8 protein-coding genes are annotated in these 12,270 nt (G+C 44.5%); 3 read left to right on the top strand and 5 right to left on the bottom strand.

What is annotated here, in order from left to right; translation table 11 throughout:
• Nucleotides 1-3 precede the first annotated feature (3 nt).
• Genes ACK8P8_RS08270 through ACK8P8_RS08260 form a run of 3 tightly spaced genes read left to right on the top strand, consistent with a single transcriptional unit; the run spans nucleotide 4 to nucleotide 2,882 of the window.
• Nucleotides 4-1,188: a SpoIIE family protein phosphatase gene (locus ACK8P8_RS08270; protein WP_099294293.1), complete on the top strand. Its 1,185-nt coding sequence runs from the start codon at nucleotides 4-6 to the stop codon at nucleotides 1,186-1,188.
• A gap of 28 nt (nucleotides 1,189-1,216) precedes the next feature.
• The gene (locus ACK8P8_RS08265; protein WP_099294295.1) at nucleotides 1,217-1,471 is read left to right on the top strand and encodes an NADH-quinone oxidoreductase subunit NuoE family protein; all 255 of its coding nucleotides are present in this window, start codon (nucleotides 1,217-1,219) and stop codon (nucleotides 1,469-1,471) included.
• Nucleotides 1,461-2,882 (top strand): monomeric [FeFe] hydrogenase, encoded by a 1,422-nt coding sequence (locus tag ACK8P8_RS08260; RefSeq protein WP_292269461.1) that lies wholly within the window; start codon nucleotides 1,461-1,463, stop codon nucleotides 2,880-2,882. The genes ACK8P8_RS08265 and ACK8P8_RS08260 overlap by 11 nt, the downstream gene beginning before the upstream one ends.
• A 79-nt stretch (nucleotides 2,883-2,961) precedes the next feature.
• Here ACK8P8_RS08260 and ACK8P8_RS08255 read toward each other — a convergent pair whose 3' ends face one another.
• Genes ACK8P8_RS08255 through ACK8P8_RS08235 form a run of 5 tightly spaced genes read right to left on the bottom strand, consistent with a single transcriptional unit; the run spans nucleotide 2,962 to nucleotide 12,240 of the window.
• Nucleotides 2,962-4,887, bottom strand: coding sequence for a M64 family metallopeptidase (locus ACK8P8_RS08255; RefSeq protein WP_292269458.1), 1,926 nt, complete (start codon nucleotides 4,885-4,887; stop codon nucleotides 2,962-2,964).
• A gap of 39 nt (nucleotides 4,888-4,926) precedes the next feature.
• Nucleotides 4,927-5,850, bottom strand: coding sequence for a hypothetical protein (locus ACK8P8_RS08250; protein ID WP_292269455.1), 924 nt, complete (start codon nucleotides 5,848-5,850; stop codon nucleotides 4,927-4,929).
• 29 nt (nucleotides 5,851-5,879) lie between these two features.
• Nucleotides 5,880-7,412, bottom strand: a complete 1,533-nt coding sequence (locus tag ACK8P8_RS08245; protein WP_292269452.1) for a RagB/SusD family nutrient uptake outer membrane protein — start codon at nucleotides 7,410-7,412, stop codon at nucleotides 5,880-5,882.
• Nucleotides 7,413-7,425: 13 nt separating this feature from the next.
• Entirely contained in the window at nucleotides 7,426-11,004 is a 3,579-nt protein-coding gene (locus ACK8P8_RS08240) for a SusC/RagA family TonB-linked outer membrane protein (RefSeq protein ID WP_292269449.1), read from the bottom strand.
• 48 nt (nucleotides 11,005-11,052) lie between these two features.
• On the bottom strand, nucleotides 11,053-12,240 hold the full coding sequence (locus ACK8P8_RS08235; RefSeq protein WP_099294305.1) for a FecR domain-containing protein: 1,188 nt from the start codon (nucleotides 12,238-12,240) through the stop codon (nucleotides 11,053-11,055).
• Nucleotides 12,241-12,270: the final 30 nt, after the last annotated feature.

Raw genomic sequence — 12,270 nt, 5'->3', positions numbered from 1 at the left:
GTTTTGAGAAATAACGGTAATTTCATCGAGGTTGACTTCTTCCAGAAGAACAAAGCAGGCAATGTTGTTTGCGGGGATTGTTTCATGTCGCAGAAGTTAAAAGGCGAAGGACGCGTAATCAGCGTGTTGTCCGACGGGTTGGGCAGCGGGATCAAAGCCTGCGTGCTATCCACGATGACCGCTACCATGGCCATGAATTTCACCGCCATGAACGAAAGCATCCTGCGTACTTCGACTTCTATCATGAACACCTTGCCCAAGGATATGGTGCGCAAGATCAGTTACTCCACGTTCTGTATCTGTGATATCGACTGTTTCGGAAGCGTGAAGATCATCGAGTACGAGACTCCCTCGTACTACCTTTACCGTAACGGCTCATTCGTGAACATACACAAGGAAAAGATCCCCGTGGAACGCGAAGATTTAGAAAACACATGCCTGTGGATTTCCGAATTTACACTGGAAAAAGAGGATCGAATCATCTTCTTCAGTGACGGAGTCTCGCAATCCGGAATGGGTTCCCACAAAATGCCTTTCGGGTGGGAAGACGGCGTTAAAGATTATGTTGCCGGTTTAATAGAACACTATAATGATATATCAGCCAAGGAACTCGCGCATAAAATCGTGAGTCAGGCAGAAAAAAACGACGGGTATTCACTGAAAGACGACACGAGTTGTTGTGTCATCTACATGCGGAAACCCCGGAACCTACTTGTATGTACAGGTCCTCCCTACGACGAGAAAAATGACAAATACCTTGCCAACCGGGTACGGGAATTTCAAGGTAAGAAAATTCTCTGCGGGGGAACGACAGCTACCATCCTTTCACGGGAACTAGGGGCAAGCATGGAAGTAGATATGAATATCGTGGACAAGGAACTCCCTCCCATTTCCAAAATGGAAGGAATTGATTTGGTCACGGAAGGTATCCTCACGCTCGGGAAAGTGGAACGCATCCTGACCGCCGGGGATATAGACAAACGCCGTGAAGCCGGACCGGCCGAAATGGTGGTAAAAATGTTGTTGAATAGCGATAAGATCACGCTACTCGTGGGAACCCGTATCAACACGGCGCACCAAGATCCCAATCTACCTGTAGAATTAGAGATCCGGAGAAACGTGGTCAAAAAAATAAAATTTTTATTGGAGACAAAGTATCTGAAAGATGTAGAGATTATGTATATTTAGGGGCAAAATTCAAAAACTGGCTCACATTATGGAAAAAGTAAATTTAAAAATATGCGTAGGCACCATGTGTTATGTTATGGGCGGCGCTGAATTGAGAGATGTTATTGAATCTCTTCCCCAGAATATCACCGAACATCTGAACGTTAGCTATTCTCCATGCCTCGGGTGCAGTAAAGGCGAAGAAGCACCCCCGTTTATAGAGATAAACGGCAAACGAGTCGCCGGCGTTAGTAAAAATAGTTTAATACGAATTATAAAAGAGGAACTTAGAGATGTTGTATGACAATTTTGCAATGCTCACGAAACGTGAGCTACTGATTAGAATTGTAAAACTTTTAAAAGAAAAGAATTTAGTAGACGGCGTGAAGTACATCCCGGTGGAAATGCGTCCAAAAAATAAGCGACCGATAAAATGCTGCGTGCATAAGGATCGTTATATCTTGAAACACAAGATTATTTCAATTTTGGGTTTCGAGATCACGGACGAGGAAATCGACTTAATCCCGTTAGCTGAATTCGCGCAGAAAGCCTTGGACAACAAGAACACGAAAGAGAATATTCTTTCCGTGGTACACGAAGCTTGTAGCGCGTGTATGCAATCACAGTATTTCGTGACCAACATGTGCCGGGGGTGCGAGGGACGTCCTTGTTTGATGAACTGCCCGAAAGCAGCCATCTCCTTCAAAGGCGGCAAAGCATCTATCACACAGGAAGACTGCGTGAGCTGCGGACTTTGCTCCAAAGTGTGCCCCTACCACGCAATCGTGTACACTCCCGTACCTTGCGAGGAAGTATGTCCGGTAAAAGCAATCTCCAAAGGAGAAGACGGCACGGAACATATTGACAAAGATAAATGTATCTATTGCGGAAAGTGTATGCAAACCTGCCCGTACGGTGCCATCATGGAACGCTCCAAAATCATCGACGTGTACAAAGGCATCACGAACCCGGATAAAAAGATTATTGCCATACCTGCCCCGGCTATCTATGGGCAGTTTAACGCTACCCCGGGACAGATTCTTGCAGCCATTAAAGCTATCGGATTCGACGAAGTAGTTGAAGTAGCTCTTGGTGCGGAAGACACTTCCCGCAACGAGGCTGCCGAATTCATGGAACGCATGCACGAGGGCAAACCTTTCATGACCACCTCATGCTGCCCGGCATACGTGGGCTGGGTAGACAAACACGCTCCCATGGTGAAACCGTTCGTTTCGGACACCCGTAGTCCCATGGTATACGCTGCCCGACGCGTAAAAGAACAATATCCTGACGCTGACGTTGTATTTATTGGTCCCTGTCTGGCAAAGCGCTACGAGGCAGAAATGTACGTTCCGGAAGTGGATTACGTGATGAGTTTCGAGGAACTCGGTGCGTTTATGGTCGCTTACGACATTGATGTAGAGAAATGCGAAGAATTACCGTTAAACCCGGAAGTAACGAAATACGCCCGCGGATACGCCCAAGCCGGAGGTGTTCGTGACGCTATCGTTCAAGCGGTAGGTAACGGTTATACCACCCTCTCGATCGAAGGATTAGATAAAAAGAACCAAACCTTGCTGAAAATGATGCCGAAGAAACCCGAAGCCCAATTCGTGGAAGTCATGGCTTGTGACGGCGGTTGCGTGAACGGTCCTTGTTCTCTAGCCCCGCTGACGCTGGCAAAACGGCAGATAAAGAAGGCGTTGGATAAATAAGAAAATATTCATTCAAAAGCAAGTGCCCCTTTCGGGGCACTCTTTTTTTACACAAACACAAGAAAGAAGAGAATCATCACTACGGAGCTCCTTCCAATAAAACCATTCTTCCCAATGGCTCAAAAGGTTGAATTTGCTCCACGTAAACCCGGGAACGGGCATACGGTTTTTCGATAATATCTTTTTCCACGAACTCATCAAAACTATACGTTTCCCCTGCCAAAGTCATAATCCTTTTAACAATGGCTTCCCGGCTAGGAGCGTTATAGTAAGCAGAAGCATCCCGCATACAACTATTATTTTCCGGACGCCAAACACCATACAGGAAACAGCTTCCCCCCTCAAAAGCAGACACATCTGCATATTTTTCCAACCCGATAAAATGAGCCCACTTCACTTTAGATAAATCATTCGTGAGGTCCACGTTAGCATAAAAACCGTTTCTTACTTGCTTTTGAAAATTGTCCAGTGCCAAACCAGAGATAGCAGCAGGATTATTGACATATTCTTCATCCAACTTGGCAAAAGCATGACCTCCCGCCTCGTGTTGCACGATCGCCCGAAAATCCTGAGGCGCAGGCAAGGTCGATACCGGACAAATTGCAATACATGACCCGTCATCCCAATTCAACGTAGTTCCACCGTAGCGTCCGCTATTGGCAACCAACACAATCGTTGTCGAACTTAAATTAGGAATAGGCGCTTTCTTGGCATAAGCAAAACAATCGTCACTATTAGTTCTCATATCGGCTCCCACAAGTCCCACGAACATCGTACCAAATTTCGTATCTTTCACCTTACTCCCTACTGTTATTCCACGTTCGTTTGATACTGCCGTCACCACATGCACGTTAAAATAATCACGATAAGATTTATAAGGTTCTATCGCAAAAAACAACCGAATCGCTTCCGTTATATCCTGTTCATATTTACCACCGACGACTACATCAGACTGCACGTAACCATCCCCCATAAATACCAAATTAATTCCCAGACCTCGTGTCGCTAACTGATAAGTTTCCACTTCTCCGTCTTCTACCGTGAAACCGTATCCTTCCTGTTGCGGGTATATATTCATGAAAGCGTCCCAATTCTGCCAATTAGCATGTAACCTCAACTCTTCCGGAAATTTACCGGACAGTTGATTACCATTTAACACGAATCGCTGCAATTCAGATAAACCATTCAAATCAGCAGGTAACACACCTTTCAAATCATTATCGGGCAACTCGATCCCAATAACCCGCCCTTCCCGATCGGTCGTTATCCCGTACCACTCGCTCGTGGGAGCATCCGTTGTCCAATTCGTATGATTTGTCCATTCCATTCCCCCGGTCGCTTCATATAATGCGATCAAAATATTCCGATCTTGAAAAGCCGGTATCCCGACCTGAAAAACAACAATCGTATCCGCCAAACTACTTTCCGTATCTTTTATGACAATGTTTCCTTTCCGGTCTCCACCGGTATTCTTTGCCACATTGAATGTCAAAGTTGCGGTAACCAGAGCCCTAGATTGTATTTCTGTAATCCACGAGTATTCCGGGGCTATATATACCTCGTGTTTCACGCTACTCTTTAATTCCACGGAGAACCTGCCCCCCCCGGCAGATATATTTTGCCGGTTAGGACTAAGAATAATCGCTTTCTTACTTTTCTGTACTACTTTTATTTTCTGTTCGACCAATCCCGCTTTCACGATTAACTCCATTTCACGATCGTCATACTCCTCGTAAAATTTCGATTTCACGAGTACTTCCATTGTCCCCACCTCTCCTCGTTCCGGCTTGACACTACACCAATCACCTATCCCGGTAATCTGCCATGCTTGGTCAGAGGTCAGGGATATCACCTTTTCTCCCGCATCCGCACTCAAATAAATCACCGTGTCGGAAACGTTTAAGACTTCCCGGGAAGTGACAGGATCGCCTGAATTGTCTTTGCTGCACCCGAACACGAACAAAATCAGCACCCCTACTCCCCATAAAAACATACTCGTTTTCATAACCATTTTTTTATATTCCTCTACCATAAAAACAACATATCATTCAACGGGTTCTCCCAACGCGATAGCACTCAAATCCAAATGGTAATTCTTTTTAAAATGATTCAACACCATCTGATAGCGACGATTGATTAATGCGTAATCTGCTTGAGGATATTTTGCTTTGAATTTCTCCGGCGTCTCGAACAGAATCTGCCGCACATAGCACAAAAAATCAGCATTCTTATTCGTGAGTACTCCGATATCATTAATCGGACTCTCCACGGTAAAATCCTCTTTCACGTAATGCACGAACCCTCGGTTCAAAAAATAATCGGCATTCGTGGGGTAATAACTCAACGCTTTACGATAATCCACTCCATCCGTAAAACCCGCCGGTTCAGCAACAAAACCATCTTCCAATCCTTTCAGGATAACGGCATATACCATACGATTTCTTCTCTGCTTAATATCCTCATCTTTTAGTTTTTCAATCTTCTCGTCCGTGAAGCTAATTGCCCAGAAATCCAAGCCGTCAAATTTATCCGACACGTCATATTTTCTCTCCTTGTTACTCTCCACGTGTAAATCATTCACAAGGTAAAAATACTTAGGTAAAATAGGACGGACAAAATCCTTATTGAGAAAACGGAACAAGTTATCCCTCACGAAATTAAAATAGAAAGGTACCTGAGCATCTGTCAATCCTTCCCCGACAAATATATCTTGAGGACGGGGAATAACCCATCCCCGGTTCAAATCCTTTGTCTGAAAATCCTTGTACACGATATAAACCCCCATATCCTCTTGAATTTTCTGAATCTCCCGATCCCACTGGTTTTTCCCTTGTGGAAATTCGAAAGGCATTTCCTCCGTGTAAGGCGTGGCTTCCAAGGCTTTCTCATCGTCACAACCTACCATGAAAAAGAGACATCCCACTATGGCTAACTTCCACATCTGCAATATACAATTTCTTTGTTTCATAATCTTTCTCTTAAAAAGTACAACATACATCAATCATTCCTCTCCGGGGCCAACGGATTTTGTACCAATTCTTTATTAAGTAACAATACGTCCGTGGGTATCGGCAGCACGTAAGCGGGATCCTTTTCCCGGAGCGTGTAAGTCACGCTATTCGTGGCATCCGTGTACCACACGTGTTTAATCTCCGGCATCCCGTAACGACGCAAATCGAACCAACGGTGTCCCTCGAAACACAATTCCCGACGCCGTTCATTCCGGGCCATCTGAACCAACCGATCAGACGTGGCCGGCTCTCCCAATTCGGCACCGACAGGCAAACGATTCTGTCGCAATGTATTCAACAGTTCCATTGCTTTCGTCTTATGTTCGCCCGAATTTTCCAATTTATATAACATGGCTTCTGCCTCCGCCTGATTCAGATAGGCTTCCGATAACCGGAAACTTCTGGCGTTATAATCACTATTTCCATACCCGGAAGTAGGATTATAACCATCATCTATTGCGAATTTTCCATAAGGTTTCTTCCAAGGTCCGGAATACTCTTGAACCAAGTATTGAGCACCTCGCTTATCCATCATCGAGTATGAATCAAAAAGATCTTGAGAAGTACGCATCACCCCAACCAGTTCATAATACTCGGTAAATTGAATTGTATTTATAAACTTACATATATCACCTAACCTTGAATACACCCAAATAGCTTCCGGACACTTATAATTATGCATCACGTAATACTCTTGAATCTCATATTCTTCCGCATTGGGAGGAAATTCATCCAACGTGACCAATCGAAAAACGGGATTCCCAATCACCTTTCCCGCATAGTCCGAAGCCTTTTGCCATTCTTCCATGTACAAATAAACCCGGGATAATAGCAATTGTACGAAAGGCAGACTTACTTTGTAATCCGGTTTCCATTGTTCCTCCGTTGACATCGCCAAATAAAGTTTCTCGGCTCTTAGCAAATCTTTCAACACCTGTTCATATACCTCTCCCACCGTATTCCTTGGCATACTCGAATTCTTTACACCGGCTGTCAACTTCAAAGGAACCCCGGGTGCATTTTTGTCATAATTATAAGGCAACCCGAAACAATTCACGAGATAAAAATAATAGTAAGCTCTCAAAGCACATGCTTGGGCGATCACACTATTTTTCTCTTTCTCCGTTCCTTCCACCCCGTCAATATAATCCAGCACGGCATTCGTTCCTAGAATCGCCTCATACGCTACCGTCCATATATCGTAATCACCCACGTACTCTTTATCAAATTCATCATACATATTCGATTGCCACGTGTAAGCGGCAAATATAGCCCCGGAAGACATTCCCAAGTAATCCTCGTCTGAATTAAATTTAGGGTTTTGTGCAATATCGTCTTCAAACATCGGGAGTAATCCATACAACCCAAAACTGGCACTGTAAGTTTCAAACGTCAGTAATTCTTCCAGTGAAGATACTTTTGTCGGCACGAACTCGTTCTCTGATTTGGGCTCCAAAAAATCGCTACACGAAAATAAAAGCCAGATCAACAGAGATAAATATAACAATTTACTTTTCATAATCTCAATTCATTTAAAATCCCACGCTAAAACCTAAAGAATACGTCTTGGGCATAATACTATTATCTAACTCAGGATCGAAACCGTTCAAACGCTTGCTCGCGATCACGAATGCGTTATTCATTACCAGATTAACCGACAAATTCAATATCCCAAGTTTCTTACACCAATCCTCGTTCATATTCCACGTCAACGAAAGCTGATTACAACGCAAGAAGGAAGCGTTCACAACTCGAATATCAGATTGCCTCCACATCTCGTATAGCGAAAACTGCCTTCCGTTAGGCAAATTCATCCACGAACTAACTCCACCGGAATAATAAGCCGGGATATCCGTGCGTTCCTCGTCACCCGGTTGTTTCCATCGTTTAAGCAAATCCTTGTCCATATTAGCGTAAGGACTTGGAAGACGCTCCTGATTCGGGTACAAATTCGGCAAACGTCTCTTCGCTCCCAGCAAGAGAGAGAAATCTCCGCCTATCGTAAAATCTTTAAAGCGCAACCGGGTGTTCAAACCTCCCGTGAAATACGGTTCACTTTCCCCGGAATAAACCAAAAACGAGGTCGGATCAATATCATTTCCAGCCTCCACATCCATCAAGTTAAACTGAGGCATGCCGTTTTCCGGGTCCAATCCCTTAAAAGAGAAAGACCAGAAAGCAGACAACGGATATCCTTTCTTCAATACCCGATCACTGACACCGTTCAGAAAAGCATCCACTGATGTCATCCCGGAATCAATTCGCTTCGCTTTATTCCAATTCTTGGATGTATTCAAACCGATCGTCCAGCCAAAATCTTTCGTGCGCACGGGAGTAATATTCATCGTGAACTCAACCCCATGATTATAAACTCTTCCCCCGTTCAACGCCATATCCGGCACCCCGTATTCCTTTGGTATCGGCTGGTATATAATCGCATCTGAAGCTCGCCTGTAATATTCCAGACACATGGTTACCCATTTCAGGAATTGCAAATCCATTCCCACGTTCCACGTTTTCGTACTTTCCCAACTCAGATCGGGATTCGGCAAACTGGCGATAGAAACTCCGTACGTCGCAAAAGGCTCGACAACACCCTGTTGTGCCACGATAATATCCGGACTAATAGTTTCCACCACGTTTCCCTGTATACCGTAAGACACTCTAAATCTTAACTGATCCAACCACGGAAGACACCTCCTGACAAGTTCTTCTTCTGACACATCCCACGACAATCCCACAGAATAAGACGGGTCAAAACGCTTGTTCACGTCTTGTCCGAAACGATTCGACTCGTCATTCCGGATACTGGCATTCAACACGTAACGATCTCTATAAGAATATACCAACGTGGCAAAATAAGACAAGAAATTATCCGTACCCGTGGTATGCCTCCAAGCCCCGCTATACAAATCTTTGTAGACACTGAACTCTTCCAGTCGAGAGGGACTCTGTGAAACAAATTCGCTCGGCAAAGTAGGACTAATCACTTTTTTCCCCCGGTCGGGCACGTATCCCCAAACCTTGTTCTGCAGACTTTTGTTCGCGGTCGACCGGACTTCAAATCCTAACATGACGTTCAAGCGATGCTCTTCCTTAAACGTCTTATCGACCAATAATTTATTTTGCACGTTATAATTATGTGTTGATGCGTTCGAGGTAAAAAATTCACCACCAAAGGGCAACACGGCAGCAGCATAATCTGGATCTCCCTTTATCGCTGCCCCGTAGTCATAACCGCGATATTTACCCGCGACATAATATGAACGCTCTCCCGCGTATGACTCTCCATTCTTCTCATCCTTGGAAACTCCGGCAACCAATTGATATTTCAACCAAGAAAGAATATCCCAGTTCAAGTCTATCGTAGCATTAACCCGTGTTGTCTTCGAACGGGAATACGTGTTGTCAATCTCGTTTAGAATATTATATTTCAGTGGGGTTATACCCGTACGATACTGGTAACTAGCGGGTAATTGGTAAAACAAACGGTCTCCTTCATCGTCATAAGCCCGTATCGCCCGACTCGTAGAAGTAGCGTAACTCATCGGATTTACTCCGGGACCGTACCCGTTCACCTTATCCAGCGATCCTATCAAGGTCAAATCTACCCGTAATTTCGGGTGCAATTTCACCCCCAAATTCAAGCGTCCGCTCATTTGTTCCTGACTATTCTTCAACTCCACGCCCTTATTGTTGGCATAAGAAACCGAGGCGCTATACGTGATCTTTTCCGAGCCACCCGATATACTCAAATTATGATTGTGACTCACGGCATTTCTAGTCAAAAGATCCAACCAATCCGTATTTGTCGTTTCCAATTTTGCCAGTTCCGTCACGAAATCATCCTTGAAAATATCCTGATCCATATACATACGATACAGCCCCTCGTAGGTATCCAGTTGCTTGATAGGAGGATATGACGCATCATAACTTCCCCCGGCATCAAATACCTCTCGTGTAAATTGGATTCTCTCTTTGGAATCCATCAAATTAAACAGTCCGTAAGTGGGACGTCTCCGGAAAGAAAGATTCATCGAGTACTTGATACTCCTACTCTCGTTAAATCCTCGTTTAGTGGTAATCACGATCACACCGTTGGAAGCTTTTGAGCCGTAAATTGCCGTGGCGGAAGCGTCTTTCAATACCGTGATCGTCTCTATATCCGCCGGGTTCAACCATGAAATCTGACTGCCGACAATATTCTTAAGATCTTCCGTCATGGCATCATTCCGATCAAAAGGAATCGGGTCAGGCTGAATCACACCGTCAACAACCCACAGCGGAGCCTTGTTTCCCAAAATCGTGGAAGTCCCGCGAATGCGTATCTCCGGACTCGTCCCCATGCGGGAACTCGTGTTCATCACCATCAATCCGGCTATTTTCCCCTGCAACATCTGGTCGATAGACGTGTAAGCCGGCATCATGATATCCGCCGCGTTAACTTTCGAATAAGACCCCACCATATCACGGGAACGCACATTCTGATACCCGGTTACAACAACCTCATCCAACTTCTCATTATCCTCTTCCAAGACCACCGACAACGGTTGGTTGTTCGTTACCTTCACTTCCTTTCCCTTCATTCCCACGAAAGAGAACTGCAAAACAATAGAATTTGAAGGAGGAACCGATAAGATAAACTGTCCCTTGGAATCAGTCGTTACCCCCGTGGAAGTACCTTTCAACAAGACAGTCACACCCGGTAACAAATCACCTTGGACACTTTTAATGGTTCCCTTTACCAACCTCGTTTTTTCGGCTTCCCGTTTAAACACGATCTGATCCCCCACGAACTCATAAGCAATCTGGTTTCCCCTGACACAAGAATCCAACGCGACACGTAATGGCACTTTTTTCAAATTCAAACTCTTGCGCCCCAATTTCAATATATCCGCATCGTGATACATAAATTTATAAACCACCTGTCGTTCCAGTAGTTTAAAAATCTCGATCACGGTCTGCTGTTCCACCGAGACTGAAACCAAAGGCTGTTTATCCTGAGCGTAAACGGGAAAGAAGAAAATCACCCCAAGGAACAAGCTCAAACACGCTCGCTTTTTGAGCAAAATACGATCTCTTAAAGATCGAAATTCTCGATTTTTTTTCATAGTTTTGTTTTATTAAATTTAGAATGGCAAAGACGGTAATTATAGGCCTTAATTATACTTTCCGGCTTTGCCGTTTGTTTTTATTACAATACTCCTTTCTGATTTCTCAAAAGTTACGATATTCATCCTCTCTATCAAATCCAGTATTCTATCCAGACCATAATCCCTACTTACCGTCCCCGTGAACTGATAAGCTTTCAGATTTTCGTCATCAAACACAAAAGTGACATCATACCAACGCGATAAACGATTTACGACATGTACCAACTCGTCATGCTCAAACACGAAAAATCCCTGTACCCACGCTAATTCCTTATCAACATTCACCTCTCTCTTTTCCAACCGACTGCCAACGACATACGCTTGTTGTCCCGAATTCAATACAAGCTTGTCCTCCCCATCCAACGTCACACGCACGCATCCTTCTGCCAATGTCGTCATCCACAAATCCTCGGCAGGATAAACCGACATTCCGAAACGCGTACCCAACACTTCTGTCCTCAACCTACCCGATTCCACGATAAAAGGTCTTGATACATCTTTAGCCACTTCCAAATAGACCTCGCCCCTCACTTCTATTCCACGAGTCGAATCACTGAAAAATTCGGGAAAACGAATACTCGATTCGGAATTCAAACGGACTAAAGTTCCATCTTCCAATACCACACTGTACTCTCCTCCCCGAGGAATATCCAATCGATGATAACAAACCGTATCCCCGCGCATTTCCCCACCCCCGCATACTAATTGCTTTATCGAATCCTTGATACGGAAGCCTGCATTATCGCCCGATTCGCTCCCTTGACAAATCGGCACGACCTTACCGTCGGCCGTTGTTAATAAAGCATATAATTTTCCAGCGGATACAGTTTTCCCCGGGGTATTCTCCGGGACTGTCCGGGTACTGAAAAATATCCCCCCGCCGATAATCAACAAAAGTACTACCGCAGCAGCGACATAACACCATGCGTATACTCTCCGTCCCCCTCGCACACGGGGATACCGCCATACCAATAAATCGAACTCCTGCCGTGTATCTATTTCGCTCCTCCTCTCGTAATGCTCTTTCAACAGACTTATCGACCGTACATTCATGAACAATTCACGATTCTTCCTATCCTGTCTCAACCACCTTGCCAATCGAACCCGTTCCTCCTTGTTCAACTGCCCGTCGAAATATTTCTTTAATAAAGAAGTATATTCATCTATTTTTTCAAATGCCAACCCGTCGTTCATACGATTTCTTTCAAGTATTTTATACTAACA

The sequence above is a fragment of the Butyricimonas muris genome, from assembly GCF_046365375.1.
Taxonomy (GTDB): domain Bacteria; phylum Bacteroidota; class Bacteroidia; order Bacteroidales; family Marinifilaceae; genus Butyricimonas; species Butyricimonas muris.
The sequence above is the reverse complement of the archived record's forward strand: the minus strand, read 5'-3'. Positions and strand labels throughout refer to the sequence as shown.

Coding starts and splice junctions, on each gene's coding strand:
- ACK8P8_RS08265 (WP_099294295.1), top strand. CDS start 1,217: ATGGAAAAAGTAAATTTAAAAATATGCGTAGGCACCATGTGTTATGTT.
- ACK8P8_RS08260 (WP_292269461.1), top strand. CDS start 1,461: ATGTTGTATGACAATTTTGCAATGCTCACGAAACGTGAGCTACTGATT.
- ACK8P8_RS08255 (WP_292269458.1), bottom strand. CDS start 4,887: ATGAAAACGAGTATGTTTTTATGGGGAGTAGGGGTGCTGATTTTGTTC.
- ACK8P8_RS08250 (WP_292269455.1), bottom strand. CDS start 5,850: ATGAAACAAAGAAATTGTATATTGCAGATGTGGAAGTTAGCCATAGTG.
- ACK8P8_RS08245 (WP_292269452.1), bottom strand. CDS start 7,412: ATGAAAAGTAAATTGTTATATTTATCTCTGTTGATCTGGCTTTTATTT.
- ACK8P8_RS08240 (WP_292269449.1), bottom strand. CDS start 11,004: ATGAAAAAAAATCGAGAATTTCGATCTTTAAGAGATCGTATTTTGCTC.
- ACK8P8_RS08235 (WP_099294305.1), bottom strand. CDS start 12,240: ATGAACGACGGGTTGGCATTTGAAAAAATAGATGAATATACTTCTTTA.